Origin of the sequence: Clostridium bowmanii, assembly GCF_018861315.1 — a bacterium.
Taxonomy (GTDB): domain Bacteria; phylum Bacillota; class Clostridia; order Clostridiales; family Clostridiaceae; genus Clostridium_AD; species Clostridium_AD bowmanii.
Window position 1 is genome coordinate 111,825 of the sequence record NZ_JAHLDL010000011.1, and the last position, 22,888, is coordinate 134,712.

The 22,888-nt window shown below is 30.6% G+C and carries 19 protein-coding genes and 1 pseudogene; 7 read left to right on the top strand and 13 right to left on the bottom strand.

Annotation, left to right across the window (positions count from 1 at the left end; translation table 11 throughout):
- The first annotated feature begins 24 nt into the window (after positions 1 to 24).
- Complete coding sequence (locus KPL51_RS09510; RefSeq protein WP_216160079.1) at positions 25 to 165, top strand: hypothetical protein; 141 nt, start codon at positions 25 to 27, stop codon at positions 163 to 165.
- Between the two features lie 144 nt (positions 166 to 309).
- Here the strand turns inward: KPL51_RS09510 and KPL51_RS09515 are convergent, their stop codons facing one another.
- The 3 genes from KPL51_RS09515 to KPL51_RS09525 are packed head-to-tail and all read right to left on the bottom strand — an operon-like array spanning position 310 to position 3,236.
- The gene (locus KPL51_RS09515) at positions 310 to 1,266 is read right to left on the bottom strand and encodes an acyl-CoA dehydratase activase (protein WP_216160082.1); all 957 of its coding nucleotides are present in this window, start codon (positions 1,264 to 1,266) and stop codon (positions 310 to 312) included.
- Entirely contained in the window at positions 1,247 to 2,344 is a 1,098-nt protein-coding gene (locus tag KPL51_RS09520; protein ID WP_216160084.1) for an acyl-CoA dehydratase activase-related protein, read from the bottom strand. The genes KPL51_RS09515 and KPL51_RS09520 overlap by 20 nt, the downstream gene beginning before the upstream one ends.
- A complete protein-coding gene (locus KPL51_RS09525) occupies positions 2,298 to 3,236 on the bottom strand; it encodes an acyl-CoA dehydratase activase-related protein (RefSeq protein WP_216160087.1) in 939 nt (312 codons plus the stop codon). The genes KPL51_RS09520 and KPL51_RS09525 overlap by 47 nt, the downstream gene beginning before the upstream one ends.
- Before the next feature lie 367 nt (positions 3,237 to 3,603).
- Here KPL51_RS09525 and KPL51_RS09530 point away from each other — a divergent pair, with 367 nt between their 5' ends.
- The 4 genes from KPL51_RS09530 to KPL51_RS09545 all read left to right on the top strand — a co-directional run bounded on the left by KPL51_RS09530 (position 3,604) and on the right by KPL51_RS09545 (position 11,524).
- Positions 3,604 to 4,089, top strand: a complete 486-nt coding sequence (locus KPL51_RS09530) for a DUF4883 family protein (RefSeq protein WP_224854018.1) — start codon at positions 3,604 to 3,606, stop codon at positions 4,087 to 4,089.
- A 156-nt stretch (positions 4,090 to 4,245) separates the two neighbouring features.
- The gene (locus KPL51_RS09535; protein WP_216160090.1) at positions 4,246 to 9,108 is read left to right on the top strand and encodes a nucleotidyl transferase family protein; all 4,863 of its coding nucleotides are present in this window, start codon (positions 4,246 to 4,248) and stop codon (positions 9,106 to 9,108) included.
- Between the two features lie 45 nt (positions 9,109 to 9,153).
- Positions 9,154 to 10,398 carry a lactate/malate family dehydrogenase gene (locus tag KPL51_RS09540; RefSeq protein WP_216160093.1) on the top strand — a complete coding sequence of 415 codons (1,245 nt, stop codon included), beginning with the start codon at positions 9,154 to 9,156 and terminating at the stop codon, positions 10,396 to 10,398.
- Positions 10,399 to 10,471: 73 nt separating this feature from the next.
- Positions 10,472 to 11,524 carry a flavodoxin family protein gene (locus KPL51_RS09545; protein ID WP_216160096.1) on the top strand — a complete coding sequence of 351 codons (1,053 nt, stop codon included), beginning with the start codon at positions 10,472 to 10,474 and terminating at the stop codon, positions 11,522 to 11,524.
- Positions 11,525 to 11,589: 65 nt separating this feature from the next.
- Here the strand turns inward: KPL51_RS09545 and folK are convergent, their stop codons facing one another.
- From folK to KPL51_RS09565, 4 genes are all read right to left on the bottom strand, one after another.
- Positions 11,590 to 12,408: a 2-amino-4-hydroxy-6-hydroxymethyldihydropteridine diphosphokinase gene (folK, locus tag KPL51_RS09550; protein WP_216160099.1), complete on the bottom strand. Its 819-nt coding sequence runs from the start codon at positions 12,406 to 12,408 to the stop codon at positions 11,590 to 11,592.
- A 79-nt stretch (positions 12,409 to 12,487) separates the two neighbouring features.
- The gene (folP, locus tag KPL51_RS09555) at positions 12,488 to 13,294 is read right to left on the bottom strand and encodes a dihydropteroate synthase (protein ID WP_216160102.1); all 807 of its coding nucleotides are present in this window, start codon (positions 13,292 to 13,294) and stop codon (positions 12,488 to 12,490) included.
- Between the two features lie 40 nt (positions 13,295 to 13,334).
- Positions 13,335 to 13,871 carry an HD domain-containing protein gene (locus tag KPL51_RS23450; RefSeq protein WP_216160105.1) on the bottom strand — a complete coding sequence of 179 codons (537 nt, stop codon included), beginning with the start codon at positions 13,869 to 13,871 and terminating at the stop codon, positions 13,335 to 13,337.
- 144 nt (positions 13,872 to 14,015) lie between these two features.
- Positions 14,016 to 15,716: a methyl-accepting chemotaxis protein gene (locus KPL51_RS09565; RefSeq protein ID WP_216160109.1), complete on the bottom strand. Its 1,701-nt coding sequence runs from the start codon at positions 15,714 to 15,716 to the stop codon at positions 14,016 to 14,018.
- 344 nt (positions 15,717 to 16,060) lie between these two features.
- Here KPL51_RS09565 and KPL51_RS09570 point away from each other — a divergent pair, with 344 nt between their 5' ends.
- Positions 16,061 to 16,906, top strand: coding sequence for a PHP domain-containing protein (locus tag KPL51_RS09570; RefSeq protein WP_216160113.1), 846 nt, complete (start codon positions 16,061 to 16,063; stop codon positions 16,904 to 16,906).
- 216 nt (positions 16,907 to 17,122) lie between these two features.
- On the opposite strand, the gene KPL51_RS09575 is transcribed toward KPL51_RS09570, so the two are convergent.
- From KPL51_RS09575 to KPL51_RS09585, 3 genes are all read right to left on the bottom strand, one after another.
- On the bottom strand, positions 17,123 to 18,529 hold the full coding sequence (locus KPL51_RS09575) for an aminopeptidase (RefSeq protein WP_216160115.1): 1,407 nt from the start codon (positions 18,527 to 18,529) through the stop codon (positions 17,123 to 17,125).
- Positions 18,530 to 18,763: 234 nt separating this feature from the next.
- Positions 18,764 to 19,687, bottom strand: a complete 924-nt coding sequence (gene hprK, locus KPL51_RS09580) for an HPr(Ser) kinase/phosphatase (RefSeq protein ID WP_216160118.1) — start codon at positions 19,685 to 19,687, stop codon at positions 18,764 to 18,766.
- 34 nt (positions 19,688 to 19,721) lie between these two features.
- Positions 19,722 to 19,922: a DUF896 domain-containing protein gene (locus KPL51_RS09585; RefSeq protein ID WP_216160121.1), complete on the bottom strand. Its 201-nt coding sequence runs from the start codon at positions 19,920 to 19,922 to the stop codon at positions 19,722 to 19,724.
- Between the two features lie 336 nt (positions 19,923 to 20,258).
- Here KPL51_RS09585 and KPL51_RS09590 point away from each other — a divergent pair, with 336 nt between their 5' ends.
- Positions 20,259 to 20,435: an aspartyl-phosphate phosphatase Spo0E family protein gene (locus KPL51_RS09590; RefSeq protein ID WP_216160124.1), complete on the top strand. Its 177-nt coding sequence runs from the start codon at positions 20,259 to 20,261 to the stop codon at positions 20,433 to 20,435.
- A gap of 25 nt (positions 20,436 to 20,460) precedes the next feature.
- Here the strand turns inward: KPL51_RS09590 and KPL51_RS09595 are convergent, their stop codons facing one another.
- The 3 genes and pseudogenes from KPL51_RS09595 to KPL51_RS23455 all read right to left on the bottom strand — a co-directional run.
- Positions 20,461 to 20,859, bottom strand: a complete 399-nt coding sequence (locus tag KPL51_RS09595; RefSeq protein WP_216160126.1) for a hypothetical protein — start codon at positions 20,857 to 20,859, stop codon at positions 20,461 to 20,463.
- Between the two features lie 255 nt (positions 20,860 to 21,114).
- On the bottom strand, positions 21,115 to 22,287 hold the full coding sequence (locus KPL51_RS09600; protein WP_216160129.1) for an FprA family A-type flavoprotein: 1,173 nt from the start codon (positions 22,285 to 22,287) through the stop codon (positions 21,115 to 21,117).
- 143 nt (positions 22,288 to 22,430) lie between these two features.
- Positions 22,431 to 22,706, bottom strand: a pseudogene (locus KPL51_RS23455) (AAA family ATPase); the annotation flags it as partial.
- Positions 22,707 to 22,888: the final 182 nt, after the last annotated feature.

The following is a 22,888-nucleotide window of genomic DNA, read 5'->3' on the forward strand; positions in this document are numbered from 1 at the left end:
GAAAAATAGAAGGGAGCGATAAAAATGTTAAAAAGGAAAAACAAGGGTATACGAAAAAGAAAGCTAGTGAAATCAGTAGGTGTTGTTGCTATTCAATTATCTGTTGAAGAAATAAAAGAATTTGACATGATGTATTCTTTATTTGATGTTAATTTTGATATTTAATATGATATTAACAAAAGCATGCCAACAGATAATTTATATAGTTATCTTCTAGCATGCTTTTTATCTCTATTAAAATTTTGTGTTGGTAATATACTTAGAGTTTAATTATTCTTTAAGCTTTAACAAAAATAAAGACTTTAAATCCTATATCACCATCTTACTACTCCATTTTCCACACCGATCTCCAAAGCAGCCTACCGTTTTTTCTCCATCTTTTATTGCAATTACTTCGCAATTATTACCACAATCTTTGCACTCAATACTTCTAGGTACAAAATCATTTTTCGCCACTTCAAAACCTTTAAAATTAGTTTTTCCAGTTTTCATAGATTCTTCCTTCCCAAGTATTGCGGCTCCTATAGCTCCCATTACATCATGGTGCTCTGGAACAAATATCTCAATCCCCAGTGCACTCTCAAAAGCTGTTTTTATGCCCCTATTAGCTGCAACCCCTCCTTGGAAAAACACTTTTGTACGAATTTCTTTTCCTTTTCCTACATTACTAAGATAATTTCTTACCATAGCTTCACAAAGACCGCCTATTATATCTTCTTCCTTATATCCAAGCTGTTGCTTATGTATCATGTCAGATTCCGCAAAGACAGCACATCTTCCTGCTATTCTTACAGGTGATTTTGACTTTAAGGCATACTCTCCAAATTTTTCAATAGGTATCTCTAGTCTTTCTGCCTGCCTATCAAGAAAGGAACCTGTACCTGCAGCACATACCGTATTCATTGCAAAATCCGTAACTATACCATTCTTCAGTAATATTATCTTTGAATCTTGCCCTCCAATTTCTAGTATTGTACACACCTCTTTGTCAATTTCCAGAGCTGCTACAGCATGAGCAGTAATTTCATTTTTTACTATATCAGCACCTATTAAAAAAGAAGCCATCTGCCTTCCACTACCTGTAGTCCCTACTGAGATTATTTGATGACTATCATATTGCTGGCTTAAAATTTCGAGTCCATATTGAATTGCCTTTATAGGCTTCCCTTTTGTTCTTAAATATAATTTTTCAATAACCTTTAAAGTATTATCTAATAGTACAATATTAGTACTTACAGATCCTACATCAACTCCCATATAATACATTGTTTTTCTTCCTTTCTAGCATATCTACAAATGCTTCTATCCTAGTAATATATCCAGCCTCTCCAGTCATTTCATCTACTACTAAAGTCATTATTGGAAAATCTTTATCATTTGAAATAGCAGGCAAAATAGCTTTTGATACAATTTCTGGCATACATCCCATAGGGAAAATTTGAATTGCTCCATCAAAATTATCTTTCTCTGCAAGTAACACTTCTCCTATACATTCTCTGCCGTGCCCACCAATATAATGTGGAAGATACTCTCTAGAAGCCATTCTTATGCCAATGGAGTTAAGCTTAAGTGGACTAAGTGCAGCATCTTTAATCCACCAACTAGGAGTAAGCATTCTTTTAGTTGATACACCATAATCCATAAGCTTATCTTCTATATAAAGATTAGAAAAAGGTTCTATTACGGTATATATCTCGCCTATAATTGCGATTTTCACTGGTGACTTATGCTTATTAATAGGAACCTCTTTAATTTTCTGCCTGTATTCTTTTAGGATATTCACCATTTGTGATGGTGTAATTGCCTTTGCAGCATTAATCTTACATTCTTTTAAAAGTCTCATAAATTGTCCCTTTTCAACTTCAAATCCTGTTAAATAATGTGCGTCAGCTTCAATTTTTTCTATTAGTTTAATTACATTATAAGATTGCTTTAATGCTTTTAACTTTTGAATTTTACCTTTTGTACTATTATCTGAAATCTTAGATAGACGATTCAACAATTCTTCTTTACCTATATCAAAAGGATTATCAATTACAATAAAATTCAAATCATGTCCTATTTTCTTTAGTGCATTAATCTGTAATTCACAGTACTCACCGAATCTACAAGGCCCACAACTTCCAGGGATAACTATAGTATCTGCTCCCATTTCTATGCTTTGCAAATAATTACCTATCATGATTTTATAAGGCAGGCACATTTCTTCTGGAGAAAACTTTGACCCTAGTTCTAGTGTCTCACTGCTACTAAATGGTGGAATTATACATTCTATTCCAAGTCCATCAAATAGTGCTTTAGCTGCAAGATGTGTGTTTCCTAAATGTGGAAATGTTATCTTCATTATTATTTTTCCTTTCGATCATATCAATAAAAGCCTCAATCCTCGTATCTAAACCGCCTTCACCAGTATGTTCATCAACTTTTAAAACGAGCAGAGGAAAATCCCCAATTTTTTCTTTAATAAGTTCTAGGACCACAGAGTCTATTCCGCAGGCAAAGGACGATATATATATTGCCCCATCTATTTCATTATTTTTTGCTATGGCAGTAGTAAATCCATATGAATTTCTAGCAAAAGTCCAAAATGGTCTTTTAAAAAGAGTTTCTACTTCTAAGTTAATTTTCTCTTCCTCCATATATTCTTCTGTTATAACCCCAACTCCCAGTTTGTTTAGTTTTTTAAGTATATTCATATTAATGAAAGTATCGTAAAGATTATATGGATGACCCACTAGCGCAATATTTTTTTTATAACCTTCATCCTTAATACCAAATTTGAAATTTCTCTGTTCTTCTAAAGCTTTGGTAAACGCACCTTTTATCTTTCTCTTATCTTTAGTAATCATTTTTCCAAGTTTTTTGCACCAATTATATAATTCATTCTCATTTGTTGCATATATTGGTTCTATTATTACCTTTGGCATATTGGGTATGCTATTTATTATCATTTCTGGAAGTCCACAAAATTTTGGGCAAATAAATTCACGCGGGTGTACCCTCATAATTCTAGGTATTATTAATAAATCACATTTATCTTTTATGTCTATTATATGTCCATGGAATATCTTAATAGGCAAACAAGCCTCGTCTACGCAGTATTTAACCCCTGCATTTAGGATGTTGTTATTTGTATCTCTAGATGTAATTACTTCTGCATCTAATTCAATTAAAAATCTCTCTATAAAAGGGTAGTATTTATAATACAATAAGCCTTTTGGAACACCAACTTTCATAACTCCTCCTTGTAATTCAATGTGCTATAAAACAATTATTAATTGCCTTAATAGTCGTGAGTCTATCTATAGGTACTTTCCTATTCTGAACTATTAAGATAAAAAATATTCTTAAAGTAAAAAAAACCTGGATTGAATCTCCAGATTTTTCATCCTATTCGTATACCAACTGCTCCTATATCTAAAGGTGGGCAGTTGTGTCCAATCTAAATCCCATATTTTAAAATAATCCCCCCCAAATTTTAAACATTAATTCTAGTGGAATTGGTTATTTGTTAATTAAAATGTGCCAATATAAACATATTGTGTAATAAAATATAATTATTGAACATATTTTATTTACAAGGAATTAAAAGGATGTGGTTATTTGAGTGTTAATATAAAGAAATATATTCTCATTGTAATTTGCACGTTTTTTTGTTTAAGCCTCTTTGGCTGTAATTATAAATTGAATAAAAATATCTTTACGAAAAGTAAACCAAACAATTATTATTACACAAATTTATTAATGAAGGATTTGTCTCTAGAAAAACCAACAGAACTTTATGCTCTATATATGAATTTTTATAGAAAAAAAGATTTTTCTAAGGATGATTTATCCACCATCACTGAGTTTTTTAATTCATTAAACAAAGATAGCTTCATACAAAAACCAGCTAATATTCCAATTAAACCAATATATAAGATATTTTTAACCTTTAGTAAAAATAAATATGTTATAAATGTCTATAACCAAAATCTCATCTCTATATATCCTTGGGATGGTAGCTACAACATGGATTACATTGACACAAGCAAAATGTACAAAGCCTATAATCTTTATGGCCTATGCAAATACCTTATACCTAAATAAGGTATTTGTTTTTTTCTAAGAAAATTACAATATCCCCTATAAATAATCAAATTTAAAGTATATAATTTAAAATATAGTTAGGATGCATGGAAATAAATAACAAAATTTATAACAATCTTTAATTGTTATGCAGATAATAAGCAAAGGAGGATATATATGGAGGTTTTAGATTTTAAAGAGGTTAATCAAACTATATCCAGAAAATTATTAAACCCAAAATTTTTAAAAAATCATGGCATCCCCAAGATTATAATTGAAAATTTTTTATCCAGTTCATGCTATTTAGAAAATTTAATATCTATGATTGAAAACACCGATTTTACATGTAAACATACACTTTTAATTTGCGAACATGTAATGATTGAGCTCTGTAAAGATAGATTACCGGAGGAAACACTAACTTATCTATATAATTTTGCATTAAGAAAGTCCTTTCCGGAGGCTGTAACCCTACCCCTTTATTCTACTCTGGATACCGCCTGTGAACTATATCTAACAGTTCTTAGAATTGTTTGCAGTGTTCAAAGAAGCACAAGTGATAACACTTGGCAAAGTAGCTATGCCATGGATTTTTTATCCCTAGAAGAAATAGCCAATCTAGAAAATAATGATGAATACACAAAATTCATTAAAGCTTTTAGAAAAGATTACATCTATGAGATGATGAAACTAAATGGTGAAGTGTTTAAATATAATACCCTAGATCACATTTGTGGAGTTCATTATCTTTCGTTACATATCGCAAGGCAGCTTAAACTGAAGAAGGTTAACATAGACCTGGGCAGAGTTTCAGGGGCTGCTGCTGGGCATGATGTTGGAAAGTATGGTTGCATAGGTGAAGAACTTAAAAGAGTTCCTCATTTACATTATTATTATACGGATCAATGGTTTAAAAAACATGGCATAAATTACATTAGAAATATTGCCATAAATCATTCTACCTGGGATTTAGAACTTGAAAATCTTTCACTAGAATCATTAATATTAATTTATTCTGATTTTAGAGTTAAAAATCTTGAAACAAGCATTGGCTCCACTATGAATATATTTTCCCTAGCCACCTCATTTAAGCTTATCCTCAATAAATTAGAGAATGTTGATGAAAAAAAAGAAAAAAGATATAGGAGAGTCTATGCTAAATTAAAAGATTTTGAAGATTATTTAATTAGTATTGGCATTAACACCTCCCTTAACGAAAATGAAACTCCAAAAATTGTGGAAACTCCAATTTATTCTTTGATGCAAGGAAATGATATAGTTCAAAATCTTAAATATCTTTCTATTAATCATAATATTAACTTAATGTATACTTTGCGTGATGAATTTTCACTTGATGAAATACTAGAACAAGCCAGAAGCGAAAAAAACTGGAAAAATTTAAGGCAATATATAATGGTATTTGAGGAGTATTCTACCTACTTAACTCAGAAGCAAAAACTTCAGACTATTAAATTTCTCTACGATAATCTAACTCATCACGAAGATGATATAAGACGTCTTTGCGCCCAACTTATTGGAGTGCTTTTAGCTATCTTTGATGAAGATTATAACAAAGAAATCCCTAAAAATGTAAATATAGAAGTTCCCAACGTATCTAGTTCCGTTTTATTTGAGGAATATTTAAATCAGCTACTTTATCCAAGTCACAAAATGATTCCAGACCATAGAACTTGGATGGGTTATAGCACTAAGATTATGGTTAACGCACTATTTAAAAATTGTAGGAAAAGTATGCATGCTTCCTACAGAAACATTATTCTTAAGTATTATGATGTATCGCACTCTGGTAATACAGAAACTCAATTATTTTTATTAGAAACCGCTAAATATATTCCTATGGATCCATTTGAAGATAGCCTTAACATTTTGTTTAATTATATTATTTCAATGACAAGCAAACGGAGTAACATTTTGAGGCTTTCTGCTTTAGAAGTCATAAACGACCTATTAATCAAACTACCAAAAGATAATTATTTCAAAGATACTTTATTAGTTCATTTCGCCAGTTGTTGTACTAGAAGTACCCTCCCTGCAGAAAACTTACTTAAGCTTAGAATTTTTACTCTACTTAATATGAAGACTTCTATCCCTATTTTTCAAAGTTTTTGTGAAATGGATTATGCAAAGATACCAGATATCTTTTTAAGTAATTTAAAAACCGCAACTGATTGGATAAAAAAGAAAAACCAAATCGATTTATTATTAAATTACACTATAAATAAAGCGCCTAGCACAAGTTTGCATACAGCTATTCATTTTTGTAATTTGCTTAAAGTAAGTGCTGTAGATAGTGTTAGAAATAGTGCTGGCATTGCCATTCTGAAAATTATGCCTTATTTAACACTACCTGAGAGAAATGAAATTTCAATAGAACTTCTTCGTGCACTAGAAATAGAAGGCCATAGATTTACTGAGTATATTCCTCACTATCTAGGAGAGATATTTCTTTGGCTACAACCTGTGGAATTAAATGAAATTATCGATGATTTGAAAATCAAGATAAAAATAGCTAATGAGAATGTAAAGCCTCTTATTCTTAAGACACTAGGAATTTTTCTTTCTAATTATCCTAAATATAAAACTAGATTTATTGAAAAATCTGAAGAATATGATAGTCGCCTATTAAATATTCTAGGCATACTTTTAAACGGCCTTGGAGATTACAAAATAAAAGTTAAGCAGTCGGCCATAAGTACCTTTGGAAAGGATGTTTTTGGTTCTAAGACCCTGTCACTCGAAGAGAAAATTGTTATATTCAAACTTACATCAAAAAAAATTCTAACTCTAATTACAGAGGATGACACAGAACAATTACTATTCCTAACAAATTCTGCAGCACTAAATCACATATATAGATTTATATCAGATTTCAATTTTTTTATAGGCGAAATTGATATTCCATCCCCTAAAAAAATAGCATTTTTTCCAGGCACCTTTGATCCCTTTTCACTTAGTCATAAAAGCATTGCAAATTCAATAAAAGATATGGGTTTTGAAGTTTATTTATCTGTGGATGAATTTTCTTGGTCAAAGAAGACCTTGCCAAATTTACTACGTAAAAATTTAATAAGTATGTCTATTGCAGATGAATTAAATATTTTTATTTATCCCGAAAATTTCCCAACAAACATTTCCAATGAAGAAGATTTGAAACAATTAAAAGAAAACTTTAAAGGATCCCAGGTTTATTTCGCTTCTGGCAGTGATGTTATCTTAAATGCTACCTGTTATAAGAAGCCTATAACTGAAAATTCTATACACAATTTCCCACATATAATTTTTGAGCGCGGAAAAAACAAGCAATTAAATGAGGCAATAAAAAAAATTCTTGGAGAAATTAAATTGATAAATCTTCCTTCTACTTATGCCAGAATTAGCTCTAGTCAGATAAGAAATTATATTGATGATAACCGTGATATTTCCAGTTTAATTGATCCACTAGTTCAGCAGTATATTTATGAAAATGGTTTTTATCAAAGAGAACCTCTGGATAAACTGTCACTGTCCTATCCTCATATAGATATTGAGTTTGCAGAGGAATTTACTGAAGTTTTCATAAAAAAGCTCTCTAATTCCTGTAATGACAAAGCGCTTGTTTTCCAAATTTTAACTGAACTTTCAAAAAAAACCGCTCCAAAACTTGTAATAATTAAAGATATACAGTCGCATGAAATATTAGGCTTTGCATCAATGCACTGGATTCGTTCCAATATTTTATACAGTGAATTGTATGATGATAAATTATCTAGATATGTTCGCGAAAATGCCTCTGGTAGAATTGTTCTTATTGATTTAATGTATATAAACAATAAGGAAATGAATAAAGAAAAAAATAAACTTTTAGAGCAAGTACTTATTACAGAATCTTTAGCCTATGCTCTATCTAAAGACTATGAATATGCAATCTTCAAACCAATATTGCAAGAATTATATGCTCCCTCTTTAATTGAGCTTCTATATTTACATGGTTTTACAAAGGTTGATACTACTGATCCTAGCTTAACAGCCCTTGTTGTAGATATGAATAATCCTTGCGTACTAAATCTAGATTTAGAAAATATTCTTAAAGAACCTTTTAGAAGTAGCCCCAGAGTAAAACAAGTTATTAGTAGTACAAGAAAGAATTTACAAAAGGCACTTTCTAATTTATATCCTGGTGAATTAGTATTGTCCTTTGATAGTGATGTACTTCACCAACAAATGATAAAAAAAGTTTGCAGTGAAAATAATGTTCCAATTAAAATAAGCCACAATAAACAAAACGGAGATGCTATGTGCGTACCTTATGGGGATATTCTTGATAGATATATAGTTCCTAATACAGTTACAAAATCACTGCATACGGAAAAGTTCTTCAGCCCAAATATTAAGAAATTTCATATTGGAGAATTTCCTTATTACTTAAACCTTCAGCATCAAATTAAGATGATAAAGTCCTTTAATAGACCTGTAATACTAGTTGACAATATTCTTCATAAAGGTTATAGGATGAAAGCTTTAGATCCACTTTTAAAAAATGAATTCGTAAATGTAAAAAAAATTATTGCTGGTATACTATCTGGACGTGGAAAAGACCTTATGGATATGCAAAATCGGGATGTTGATAGTGTTTATTTTATACCCAAGCTTAAAATTTGGTTTAATGAGAATACTCTATATCCATTTATAGGTGGAGATGCTCTTTGGAGAGGCTTTTATCCAAACAGGAACTTGCTACCTTCCATTAATTTAATACTTCCTTATACTTATCCTGTTTTTATAAAAAATGCGCGCTCAAAGGAAATCTATGAATTATCAAGAGTATGTATTGAAAATTCAATAGAACTTTTAAAAGTTTTAGAAAATGAATACCATATTTTATATACTCGTAATTTGACTTTGGCTTCTCTCGGTGAAGTGTTCACAATCCCACGTTGCCCTGATATTGGGAAGGATATGCATTATGATTTAAACATATCTCCCTCCCACTATCTAGAAAACGATTTACAACAATTAGGTAGGCTAAACAATTTATTATAAAAAACAATGTAAACTTATGAATAACTAAAAAAGAGGTGTTTTAAAATGTTTTATTATATCTGCAATGAAAAACTATTAATATCTAATGAAAAATATCCTAGTCTAGAAGTTATATCTGAAAGTAAAGCAGAAAAATATGCGGGAATGATTTTTGCACTCAATAAACTTAACCCAGGACGTGCCCGAAGAAGTTTCTCTGTATCACATGAAAACTTTCTATTTTTAAAAGAAGAAACCTTAAACCTGCTTGTTTTGCCTTCTTGTTCTATTATTGATATACCAAAGTGGATAAAACATGCTATTGACAGTAATAGAGTTACCTCTTTAAATACTGAGTATCCTAATTGGCAAGAGGTATTAACCTATAAACAGCCAAATAAATGGAGAATAAATGTGATAGGACTTGGGGATGTTGGTGGTACTTTACTTACTGGATTAAAGCTTTTAGGTGTTGAAAAAATTCAAAGTTTGGGACTTTATGATAAAGATACAAATCGTAATGAACGCTACAAATACGAACTTAGTCAAATCTTATCCCCAGATATGAATGAAAGTTCTATAAATATAGTGTCCTTAAAAGAGAACGATGTCTTTGACTGTGATATGTTTGTATTTTGTGTATCTGTTGGAGTACCTGAGGTTGGCAGCAAATCTACAGATGTTCGGTTAGTACAGTTTAAAGGCAATGCTAAAATAATTGAACACTATGCTTACCTTGCTAGGCAAAAAAACTTTAAAGGTATATTTGCGGTAGTATCAGATCCAGTGGATTTGCTTTGCAAAGCAGCATTTATTGAAAGTAATAAAGATAATAATGGTAATATGGACTTTAAAGGCCTTGCCCCAGAACAAGTTAGAGGCTATGGCCTAGGGGTTATGAATGCGAGAGCCTGCTATTATGCATTGCAGGAAGATGCCACAAAACATTATATACATGAAGGTAGAGCTTTTGGGCCACATGGAGAAGGCCTTATCATAGCAGATAGCATTGAAAACTATAATGAAATGCTTTCAGATGCTTTAACTCATAGTACTAAGACCGCTAACCTAGAAGTTAGGTCAACAGGATTTAAGCCCTATATTGCTCCAGCTCTTTCTTCTGGCAGCTTGTCAATACTTGCCACTATTAATTCTCAGTGGCATTATAGTGCTACATTTATTGGTGGTACTTTTATGGGCTCTAGAAATAGACTTCTTCCTTCTGGATTGGATCTTGAAACCACCTTGCTAAATGAAGCACTACTCCTCAAGCTAAATTCAACCTATAGACTTCTTAGTGAATTTATTTAGCCTATTAAACTATTTGATTATTAAATCAATTCATTTATCTATCTATTTAAGAAGAGTATGAAAAGGGGTTTTTATGAAGGATATATTTGTAATTGCACCAAGTAAAAATATATCTCCCATGCTTTCAGATATGATATCAAAGGTTACTCGTTACACCAATTATACTTTAGTCGAAAATAGTAATAATATTCCTAATCTTCAAAACAAGAAAATATTCTTTGCTTCTGAAAGCACAGATATAAATTGTGATATTTCAATGCTCCATTTTTTTTCTAAGCTATATGAAAAAGGTACTAAATGTCTTTTAGGTTCTGTCGGTGCTATCCTTGTTCATAGTAGTACTGACCATGGTACCAAACGCACCAGTCAAGACATCATATACCTTGCAAACAACTTAGGTTGCTCCTTTATAGGTCATAGTGTAGTAGAAGCTACATCTTCCCTTAGAAATTTTATTACCAGGCAAAAAAATTTGAATTTACCATTAGAAGAAATTTGTTTAATCATGTGCTCTAGGCTAAGGAACAGATTATTAGAATATAACCCAATTACTATAAACAATCCTAAAATATTAGTGTTATACTCAAGTCCACATAAAACTTCTAATACTTTGGATTTATGGCATATGACCTCGCAACATCTCTCCCTTTGTGATATTAAAGAACTTCAAATAGAAAATGGAGATGTTCTAGACTGTAAAGGCTGCTCTTATACATTATGTACTCATTATGGCACTCAAAATAAATGTTTTTATGGGGGAGTCATGGTAGATGATGTTCTTCCCTCAATCGAAAAATCTGATGCAATAATATGGCTATGTCCTAACTATAATGATGCAATAGCTTCAAATTTGACTGCAGTAATAAATAGGCTTACAGTACTATATCGTAGGATGTCTTTTTACGATAAGACTATATTTTCAGTAGTAGTATCAGGCAATTCTGGAAGTGATTCTATTAGCAAACAATTGATTGGAGCCTTAAATGTAAATAAAGGTTTTAGATTACCACCATATTTTTCTATAATGGCTATTGCTAATGATCCTGGTGAAATTTTTAATATTCCACAAATTCATGAGCTAGCTAAAGATTTTGCAGATAATATAAAAAAAGAAATAAAAGCTTAATACACTTCTATTTCCTTTTAGGTATCTTTGAAAATGAACGTAGCAAGAGTAACCAAGCCTACTTGCTAGTTATTTTTTAAAGATGCCTTAATTTGAATTATAGGTTTATTTAGTATTGGATGCATAACATATGGGGCTATATCGCATAGTGGTTCTAAAACAAACATTCGCTCCTGCATTCTTGGATGAGGTATAATTATTTCTTCTAGTGAACTAATAATATTGTCATATAAAAGCACATCCAAATCTACAGTTCTAGGTCCCCATCTTATTACCCTTTCCCGGTTAAATTCCTTTTCTATAGATAAAAGGAATCTTACAAGTTCTAATGGGCTTAAAAGTGTTTTTACTTCAATAGCACAATTTAGAAAGTCATCTTGATCCAAATATCCTACTGGCCTGGTTTCATAAAATTTAGAGGTTTTTGTTATTTTGGTATTATGTGACTTATTTATATGTTCTAGTACTCCTTTTATATTCTTCTCCTTATCCCCCATATTACCGCCTATACCAATATAGGTCGTATGCCAACTTCTATCAACCTCTACAGCTGCATATTTAAGTGGTTTTCCAATAGGTGCCCAAGGTTTTTTGATTTTAACCACTACTCTATCAACTAAATCATATTTTAAAAGTATAAATTCAGCTATTTTTTCCGTAGCCTTTTCTATTAAATCATAGCTTTCTTTTTTAAACTCTTCCTCCACCAGTTGACAAAGTTCACCATAATGAACCGTTTTAGTTAAGTCATCAGTAACTCCTGCTTCTCTTAAACTTAGAAAAAGTTCCAATGAAATTAAAAAACGTTGTCCTAAGGTTTTCTCTTCTTTAAAAACACCATGGTGGGCGAAAACTTCTAAATCTTTTATATAAATTTTGTCCATAATATTGTCTCCTCGCTATATTCCTTTATAAATATGAGTATTTTGCTAACCTATGAAATACTAAAGTCTTATGGCCTATCTATTTCCTACATATAGCATCCGTCATGACACAAACCCTTTTATTCTCCAGTACATCATGCACTCTTATAAATTCACAGCCCTTCATTATCCCTATAGCAGTAGTCGCTAAAGTTCCCTCAAGCCTTTCTTCTACAGGTAAATCCATTGCAAATCCTATCATAGATTTTCTTGAGGTTCCCAAAAGCACTGGATATCCTAACTCCTTTAGCTTTTCTAGGTTATTCATAGTTTTTAAATTATCCTCATAACTTTTTGCAAAACCAATGCCTGGGTCTAGTATTATATTTTCACTTTTAACTCCTGCCCTCAGTGCAATTTGGATGCTTTTTTCCAAATCCACTAATATATCTTGGATCAAATTATCATATTTTCTATTATCTCTATTGTGCATTAAACAACAGGGCACATTATATTTAGCCGTAACCTTAGAAATGTATGAATCCTTTTTAAACCCCCATACGTCATTAATCATAGCTGCCCCAGCTTTCACCGCAAGTTCTGCAACCTTCCCTTTATATGTATCCACAGAAATAGGGACATCTATTTCCTTGCACAGTGCTTCTATAATAGGAACAACTCTTCTAATTTCTTCCTCTTCACTTACAGGGTCATGACCTGGCCTTGTAGATTCCCCACCAATATCGATAATATCAACTCCATCAGCAACCATTTTTTTTGCCTGCATTATGGCTGCTTCCATCTCATTAAATCTTCCTCCATCAGAAAATGAATCAGGGGTAACATTTAATATTCCCATTAAATATGTTCTTTTTCCTATTTCAAAATCTCTATTTCCTATTTTCATAAACTTCCTCCAATAAAAATTATAATTTTCAAGTGAGTCTCTAGTATGTTATCTTAAAGTTCTTCTTCTGCACCGGCCATTTGCAATTATCAGTAGCCTTGCAGTTAGAACAATTTCTTGAAAGCTTGTCGCACACATATAATATATGGCTTAAACTATTCGATTTTTTGGTATCGCTTCTATGGTCACCTATAGCCTCTAAAATCTTATTTGTTTCCTCTGTATTATAACTACACTGTTGCAGTATGTTTTTAGCTATGACAACACTAGAAGTGTTGTGTGGTGTACCCTTTTCATACTCCTCTCCACGACCTATATCATGCAAAAGTGCAGTTGCATAAATTACATATTTGGGTATATCTAAGTTATTTTCTAAACTCATTATGTACATAATTCGTGCCACATCTAAAAAATGTTGCATATCATGTTTGCAGAACTCTCTTAGCTTTTCTAAGTTTTCTATATTGCTTAAATTATTCTGAAAGATATGATTTTCTATAATAATATTGATTTTATAATTCATTAAATTATTATCTATGATTTCCACCCCTTTGGAGTAGTATTTAGGCTGAAACACACCTTACTATCTCCTATTATATCAAATAATTCACAGAAAATCTTGCTGATTAAAATAAGAGCCCTAAAGGCCCTTACATTCTATAGCTAATCTATTATTTTAAATTCTGTATAAGCTTAAAGATTGGATTGCAAAAAAAATATTTTATAATTTGAATTTATTGCCTAAATCCATCATTTCATTAGTCATAGAATTTAATATATGTGCAGTAGCTGAAACCTCTTGCGCTGAAGCATTTAACTGTTCTGATGCTGAAGCAATTTCTTGTGAAGATGCAGATATTTCTTCTGCAACTGAAGAGCTCGATTCTATTTTATTAATTATGTTGGTTTTGTCTTTATTTATACTTAAAATAGAATCATTAACTGATTTGATTTTAGGAATTACATCACTAACTGCATCCAATATCCCCTTAAAAGAATCAGTCGCAGAGTTAATTACAGTAACTTGATTATTTATTTCTGATTTCATTAAATCTGTAGAATGAATAATAATACTATTTTCCACAGAAATATTATTAATAAGTTTATTTATACTTTGCGATGATTGCTTTGACTGTTCTGCTAACTTTCTAATTTCATCAGCCACAATAGAAAATCCTCTTCCAGCCTCGCCTGCTCTAGAAGCTTCTATAGCTGCATTCAAAGCTAACAAATTTGTTTGACCTGCGATAGCATTTATCATAACTGTTATATCGTTAATCTTATTTAAATTAATACCTAAAGCATTAATTCTAGTTGTAAATTCTTCAAAAGCATCCTTAACATTTTTAACTGAATTTATTAAAGTTTCCATTCCTCCCTTGCTTTCACTTGCCAAAGCATTTATGGAATCAGAAGACTGATCTACATTGGCAATTTTCTGCGCTATTAAATCTATTTCTTTACTAAAATTATTTAGCAAAGAAGTAATATTCATCATCTCACTAGCTTGAATACTTGACCCGCTGGCAACTTCTTCAATTGAATCTGCAATATTTTCTGACACAGAAGTCATTTCATTAGAAATCCCCAATAAATCATTTGAAGATGAATTCACCATTTTAGAACTTCCCTGAAGCTTTTGGACAATTTCTCTTAGGTTTACTATCATAGAATTTACATACCCAGCAATTTCACCAAACTCATCCGTAGATTTTACTACACAATCACCATCTAAATTACCCTTTGCTATTGAATTTAAAGACACTGAAATTATATTTATGTTTTTCTTAAGTAAATTTACAAAAACTACTACAATTATAATTGACAATATCAAAACTACAATATTTATAATTAAAATTTTAAACATTAAATTAGAAATTATATTATTAATACTTGCTTTATCAACACCTACAAACCAAATTCCAATTACTTTACCCGTGACATCTTTGATTGGTACGTATTTTGCTTGATATAAAATTTTAAGTATTGTAGCTTCACCAACATACTCTTGTCCACCATTTAAAACTTTAGTGACTATTTCAGAAGAAGCCTTAGTTCCTATTGCTCTTGTACCATCAGCTTGTAACACATTAGTTGATATTCTTGTATCCCCTAAAAATATTGTGGCAGGGTGTCCAGTATCTTTTTTTACTAAATCCACAAAATCTGTGTCCTCGTTTATAACTTTATCTCCTTTATAAAGCTTTTCTCCCTCAACTTTCCACTCCCCTGGATATCTTTGTGATAATAATGAATATCCTAGATTGCTAGCAGAATTTAGTTGAGCATCAATGTCTTTAAATGCTAAAGATTTCATTTCCACATAAACGTTTGCAGATATTAGAATACTCAATAATATTAAAATCGATATAAATATACCTAAAATTTTGCCTTTTAATTTGATTTTAAGCTTTGCCTTCATTATTTAATCCTTCCTTTCAAAAACATCCATATTTCTTTCAGTATTTAGCAATATTATATTATATTTTATAACATAAGGCAAGTAATAACATTAATAGTTATATCATTCTTAATTTCATTATATTTCCATCATTTATAATCACTACAGGTGTTGATTTAATTATAAAAAGTAATTATAATTTTTATAAAATAATAAATAATAATTATTATTTATGAAAAACCCCTATTAATATTCATCAATATTAGTTAAAATAGTATAGGGTCAATAAAAATATATAATTTACCATAATGATTTTTATTTATTTTGATGCGGCTTACGTTAAACTTTAGATTCGAGGTGATTATATGTACAATAAAGGAGATTTCCATCTTCATACAAATGCATCTGATGGAAAACTAAGTCCTAAAGAATTAATTTATACAGCTTCTACAAGAGGTTTAGATATTATTGCAATAACAGATCATGACACTACTTTAAATGTTGAAGAAGGAATTATGGAAGGTGAACGAGAAAATATAAGGGTAATCCCAGGTATAGAACTCTCAACTATTCACAATAAAGAAAGCATTCATGTTCTAGGTTATTTTAAAGATGATAAATATAAAGATGGAGATTTTCAAAACTTTTTAAAGGACATGGAAATCTATAGAAAGACAAGAGCAGAAAAAATAGTAGAAAATCTAGATATATTTTTCAATATAAAACTAGATTACGAGAAGATTTTAGAAGATGCTAAAGGTGTAATAGCTAGACCTCATATAGCTAAAGCTATAATGAATGCTGGTTATAGGTATGATTGGAAATATATATTTGATAATTTGCTTTCCAACGATAGTCCTGCATATGTACAAACCAAGAAAATTTCAACAGCCGAGGGTATAGATATGTTGAAAAAGGTTAATGCATTAGTAGTACTTGCACACCCTGTGTTAATTAAACATTCTTCTATAGATGAAATGTTGCGCTTTGATTTTGATGGTGTTGAAGCAGTGTATCCAATAAACACAAAAAAACAAAAGGCTTTTCTAAAAGCAAAGGCTAAAGAATATAATAAATTTGTTACTGCAGGTTCAGATTTTCACGGGATTACAACCTCTGATACCAGTCATGGTTCTATTGGTTCAGTATTTCTAAGTCATAATGAACTAGCTATCTTTGTAAAAGCATTAGATTCAAAAGAGGGATGTTAATCACATCCCTCTTTTGTCCTTTATACATAAAAAAATATATATTACGTAAAATACATTTGAGCAAGCTTTAGTAATTCTTAGATGATTTTATGAAAGATACGTTAAGAAAAGTAAATGTTTGAGCGATAGCGAGTTTTTACTTTTTAGTATCTTCCATAAAATTAGCTTAGAATTACTTAGCGCAGTAAGATGGATTTGTAGTAATATATACTTTTTTTATATTTCTATTAAGAATGCTTCATAAGCTCTACAAGCTTCATATATATCCGCTTTACTTGCAATTTCCCATGGTGCATGCATGTTATGAAGAGCAACTCCTGAATCAATAACTTGCATACCATACTCAGCTAATATATAAGCTATCGTACCACCGCCGCCTTGATCCACTTTTCCAAGCTCTGATGTTTGCCATGAAATTTTATGTTTTTCCATTATCCCTCTAAGTTCCGCAATAAATTCTGGGTTTGCATCATTGCATCCACCTTTTCCTCGAGCTCCAGTATACTTGTTTAAAACTATACCTTTTCCGAAATATGCAGAATTACGTTTTTCCATAACTAGTGGGAAGTTAGGATCAAAGGCAGCACTGACGTCAGAAGATAACATTTTGGAATTAGCTAGTGCTCTTCTTACTTTTAGATCACTATATTCTCCCATTAAATTAACAACCTCAGCTACAGTGTTTTCAAAGAATCTTGATTGCATTCCCGTTGCTCCAATACTTCCAACTTCTTCTTTATCCACAAGTAAAACAATACAAGTTTTATCTGTTTCTTTTATGCTCATTAATGCTTCGTAAGAGGTGTAAGCACAGACTCTATCATCATGTCCATAAGCCATAATCATACTGCTATCTAGTCCATAGTTTCTAGCTCGTCCTGCTGGTACTACTTCGAGTTCAGATGATACAAAATCTTCTTCATCTATACCATACTTATCATTTAAAAGTCTTAATATATTTAACTTAACTCTGTTTTTAGCATCCTTGTCTTCTACAGGTATACTTCCCATGAACACATTTAAATCTTCACCCTCAATACCTTTTGCCATGGTCTTTTGCATTTGGTCTGCTGATAGGTGAATTAGAAGATCCGAAATTCCAACTACTGGTTCCTTATCATCTTCTCCTATTACTACATTTATCACTGTGCCATCTTTTTTAACTATAACACCATGTATAGCTAAAGGTATAGTAACCCATTGGTACTTCTTAACTCCACCATAGTAATGCGTTTTAGCTAATGCTAAATCTGAATCCTCATATAATGGATTTTGTTTTAAATCTAGTCTTGGTGAGTCAACATGGGCTCCTAAAATTTTAAAACCTTTTTCAATAGGTTCACTTCCAATTAAAAATAATGCTAAAGTTTTTCCCATACAGTTTGAATAAACTTTATCACCAGCTTTTAATGTAGCACCTTCCTTTATATAAGTGTCAATATTCTTGTAACCGTTTTTCTCAGCTAGATTAACAAATTCTGTAACGCACTCTCTTTCAGTTTTACATTTTGACATGAAATCTATATAATTATCAGATAATGCAAATACTTTCTTCAAATCACTTTTAGTGTATTTGTCCCAGGCTAATTCATATTTTTTTTCTAAATCTTTAACATCAGACATGTTTAAATACCCCCTACTATAATATTTTTTTATCTACTATTCTACTATTCTACTAAATATTTTCTAAAATTACAAACATCAAAACAATCCTAATAAAAACCATTTTAGCTGGTTGATCTTATTTCCAATGAAACTTTCAGAATAAACAAACAAACATTACTTTTATGGTATGTTTTATATATTTTTTGCATTTTTATAATTTAAAAATTGCATATTAATATAATAAATATTTTTTTATTTAATCTCACGATCTGCAGTTACCTCCGCTATTCTCATATTAATAGTTTCAACAGGTGTTATTTTTGAATTTAAACTATATCTATAATTAGCTGCAGCTGCTTCAATAATAACTGCTATATTTCTACCTGGTCTAATTGGTAGTGTTATTTTTCTTAGAGGCACATTTAGGATATCCATAAATTCATTATCTATGCCAAGTCTATCATATTCCTCATTTTCATTCCACAAAGTAAGGGAAATCAATATACTAATAGTCTTAGTGTTTAAAACTGAACTCATACCATAAATTGCTGGAATATCTATTATTCCCATACCTCTTACCTCTAACATGCCGTTGGTTATGTATGGACAACTTCCTAGGAGCATACCATCAATTTCTTTAATATCTACTGCATCATCTGCAATCAGCCTATGTCCCCTTTTTATTAACTCTAAAGCACATTCACTTTTACCTATACCACTTTCACCACTGAGTAATATCCCTATACCATAAACATCTACTAGAACACCATGAAGCCTAGTTTCAGGAGCTAGCTTAGTATCTAAAAAATTTGTAAGCTTACTAATAAATCTTGTGGAAATTAATTTTGTTCGTAACACCCATTGTCCATTTTCTAATGCCGCCTTCAAAATCTCCTTATGAGGCTCTAAATGCCTAGTAAAAATAACACAAAGCGGATCTAACTTAAAATATTTGTTAATTCTTTTCTTCCTAAGTTCTACTTCCATGCAATCTAGAAATCCCCACTCTGCCATTCCTATTAATTGAACTCTCTTGTTATCAAAATACTGATAAAAGCCGGCAATTTGAAGCCCTGGCCTATTAATATCACTAACATTAATTATCCTACCCTTATCTCCTTCTACTAAAACCTCCAAATTGAAATGCTCTATTAATTCTTCTATAGTAACAGCCATTTAAATTCCCCATTTCTTTTGATTTCTAAATATATTAATTTTTAAATTTATTGTTCTTATCTTTAGGGTCTACCTTCACAATTGTATCTAATTGTGATCTAAAATTTCTTTTAACATTATCAATATACTTTTTTCTTAATTCTTGTTGTTCTATTTTCTCTTCCTCTGTGAGTCCCTCTGCTTTGCTTTTATTATAAAGATAATTTATCCTATTAGTTAATTCATCTATACTCATAATATCACTCCTATACTATTTCTACCTTTTTTATTATATCAAAATACTTTATACATAAATAGTAGAAATCAAACATATTTTATTCAATATAATCATACTAAGAAAATTAAGACTTTTTTCGTCATTTACATATTATTACAGATAGCTTTCTTAAAGACTTACATGTACTTTTATGGTATATTTTACCATATTATCCTTGTGTTTTTTCCCAAATTATAGTCTAATTTGTAGTATTTTATATTTAAATGACTATAAAAATTTCTAACAATGTTTCAATAATTTGGTATACTGTATTTATTCCACAAACACAAATTTAATGATAAGAGGTATACGAATATGAATATTAAATTAAAGCTTTTAAAAAGAGAATTAGAATCATTAAGAGCCATTTTACACTTTTTACTAAATTTTAAAAAGCCAACTGATAAAATAGTTGTATCTTGCAGTCAGCAATTAGACGAAGTTATAGTTAAATATCAGAAAGTTAAAGCCACTTCTAAAAAAGTGGCTTAACAGTCCACTCATTCCTGCAAAAAAATTATATATCTAATTCAAGTAATATGTCATCAGTATCAATATTTGCATCTTCATCATAAAAAACTACTGCGAATTCATTAAATTCAAATGCATCTTGTGATATATCACATCCAATGAATTCGTACTCGATACCCATTTGTTCAGCACATTCCTCCATAATGTCTTCCACATTATCTGCTGCAATATCGCTTAAATAGGGTAAAAAATATTCTTCGTACCATTCTTCTTTGTCTCCATTAAAATCGCCCTCTTCATCTGCAAAACATGTAGCCGCTTCCATTTCTACTTCATCATAATAATATTTAAATTTCAGCGCGATGGTATCCACTTTATATTGAATTTCAGATATATCGCTTAAGTCATTTTTATTTAAGAAATTAATTATATATTGTTTATTCAAATAAATCCCCTCCATACATCATTTATAATCTATACATTACGATTTTAGGCTTACATAAATAATACTAGAAATCTATTGTTTTTTCTATTAAAAGTTTTCTATTAAAAGTTTTCTATTAAAAATTTACAATTATATTATTTACATTTGGTATGCTTTTAATTCTCTATAAAAAAAAGGAAAATTCCACTACACAAGTGAGATTTTCTTTTTTTATCATTAGATCAATAAAAACTACAAGTCTATAATAAATCTCTACTATAAAAGTTGTAAATAATCTTCCACAAATTTATCAGCCTTTTCATATTCCTTAGTATCCGGAACAAACTTAAATTTAAATCCTTCTTCTACTACTTTAAATTTTAAAGACTTTAACCTTTGTGTAAGCATAGGAACTCCTTCTCCACTCCAACCATATGAACCGAAAGCTCCTGCAGCCTTACCTCTATTGGTTATTGCACATACAAGTGATAGAACGTCCCAAGCAGGCTTTACAGCATCTTGATTAATAGTAGGTGAACCTATCATAATACCACTAGCCTTTTCAATTAGAGCCACAATATCATTTAAATCCATAGATGTAATTTCATGAGCCTCTGCTTTTATACCACTTTTATTTATCTTTTCAGCTAAATATTTTGCCATAGCTTCAGTATTGCCATAAGCAGAAATATAAAATACCTGAATATTTTTTTCTTTTATTTCTTCGACTTTAGCCCACTGTCTATATAGGTCTACATACATTTGAACGTCATTTATATGTATAGGTCCATGACTTGGAGCTACAATATCGAGCTCTAGATCTTTTATTTTATCTAGTCCCATAGTTACGAATTTTTTAAAAGGTCCCATTATAACATCAAAATAATATTTCATTTCATCAAAATAGTCACCTGAGCAAGCATCTGTTATACATTTAACTGGTGAATAATGACAACCCATTACATCACAAGTAAACAATACTTTTTCTTCCTTCGCATATGTAAACATTGTATCAGGCCAATGTAAATTCGGTGCAGAAATAAATTGCAATGTATTTTTACCTAAACAAAGTTCTCCCTTTGCCACCTTACTATTAAAGTCCTTATTCATAATTTCTTTTAAATAGTTTATAGCAGCATTTGAAGCAATAACCACAGCTTCTGGATAAACTTCTAAAAGCTTACCTAAAGAACCACTATGGTCTAGTTCAGTATGTTGAACTATTATGTAATCAACTTTTTTCTGTCCAATAACTCCTTTTATTTTCCCTAAAGAGTCTTCAAAAAAACCATTTTTAACAGAATCTATTATAGCAATTTTTTCATCATCTATTAAATACGAATTATATGTAGTTCCCTTCTTAGTTTCCATTATAATATCAAATACCCTTAGTTTAGAATCATTTACCCCAACCCAATAAATATTATCTTTTAACTTTGTCGTATCCATTCTTAATTCCTCCTTTTAGTTCTCTAGAAAGACTGTAATTATTAATTTATATCTCTCAAGCAAGCCTATATGATTTTACTCATATTATATATATAGTATATTTTATCACATTTATCAAGGCTGTTCAACTGAGTCCCCAGCTATTAATCTAATAATTCTGAAGCTTTACCCTTATGGAAAATATATTCCATATGTAAAGCCCTAGTAAGCACTACATATAATATCTTTTTGTCCAACTCATTATCACCGTAATTCTCTTTATCACAATTGTAAATTATGCTACAATCAAATTCTAAACCCTTGGTCATATAGGAGGGGATAATTATTCTCGCTGACTGGAAGTTTTCATCTGTATTTTTTATTAATTCCCACTCATCTTTACTATACTTTTTAAGCTGTGCTTTTATATATTTACACTCGTGAACCTCACATGATTGAAATCACGTGATTCTAAGATCACTCTTAAAATTTCCCACATCGACGTCCTCGTAACCTACTAACTCCATGGGCGTTATATTTCGGATAAGTTCCTACCCTACATTTCCTCTATATGAATTTTTATAATTTATTAAATAGCCATTTCTAATCCTAATTCTTTTAT

Excerpts from the sequence above, each read along its gene's own strand:
- KPL51_RS09510 (WP_216160079.1), top strand. The coding sequence starts at position 25 with ATGTTAAAAAGGAAAAACAAGGGTATACGAAAAAGAAAGCTAGTGAAA.
- KPL51_RS09515 (WP_216160082.1), bottom strand. The coding sequence starts at position 1,266 with ATGTATTATATGGGAGTTGATGTAGGATCTGTAAGTACTAATATTGTA.
- KPL51_RS09520 (WP_216160084.1), bottom strand. The coding sequence starts at position 2,344 with ATGAAGATAACATTTCCACATTTAGGAAACACACATCTTGCAGCTAAA.
- KPL51_RS09525 (WP_216160087.1), bottom strand. The coding sequence starts at position 3,236 with ATGAAAGTTGGTGTTCCAAAAGGCTTATTGTATTATAAATACTACCCT.
- KPL51_RS09535 (WP_216160090.1), top strand. The coding sequence starts at position 4,246 with ATGGAGGTTTTAGATTTTAAAGAGGTTAATCAAACTATATCCAGAAAA.
- KPL51_RS09540 (WP_216160093.1), top strand. The coding sequence starts at position 9,154 with ATGTTTTATTATATCTGCAATGAAAAACTATTAATATCTAATGAAAAA.
- KPL51_RS09545 (WP_216160096.1), top strand. The coding sequence starts at position 10,472 with ATGAAGGATATATTTGTAATTGCACCAAGTAAAAATATATCTCCCATG.
- folK (WP_216160099.1), bottom strand. The coding sequence starts at position 12,408 with ATGGACAAAATTTATATAAAAGATTTAGAAGTTTTCGCCCACCATGGT.
- folP (WP_216160102.1), bottom strand. The coding sequence starts at position 13,294 with ATGAAAATAGGAAATAGAGATTTTGAAATAGGAAAAAGAACATATTTA.
- KPL51_RS09565 (WP_216160109.1), bottom strand. The coding sequence starts at position 15,716 with ATGAAGGCAAAGCTTAAAATCAAATTAAAAGGCAAAATTTTAGGTATA.
- KPL51_RS09570 (WP_216160113.1), top strand. The coding sequence starts at position 16,061 with ATGTACAATAAAGGAGATTTCCATCTTCATACAAATGCATCTGATGGA.
- KPL51_RS09575 (WP_216160115.1), bottom strand. The coding sequence starts at position 18,529 with ATGTCTGATGTTAAAGATTTAGAAAAAAAATATGAATTAGCCTGGGAC.
- hprK (WP_216160118.1), bottom strand. The coding sequence starts at position 19,687 with ATGGCTGTTACTATAGAAGAATTAATAGAGCATTTCAATTTGGAGGTT.
- KPL51_RS09585 (WP_216160121.1), bottom strand. The coding sequence starts at position 19,922 with ATGAGTATAGATGAATTAACTAATAGGATAAATTATCTTTATAATAAA.
- KPL51_RS09590 (WP_216160124.1), top strand. The coding sequence starts at position 20,259 with ATGAATATTAAATTAAAGCTTTTAAAAAGAGAATTAGAATCATTAAGA.
- KPL51_RS09600 (WP_216160129.1), bottom strand. The coding sequence starts at position 22,287 with ATGGATACGACAAAGTTAAAAGATAATATTTATTGGGTTGGGGTAAAT.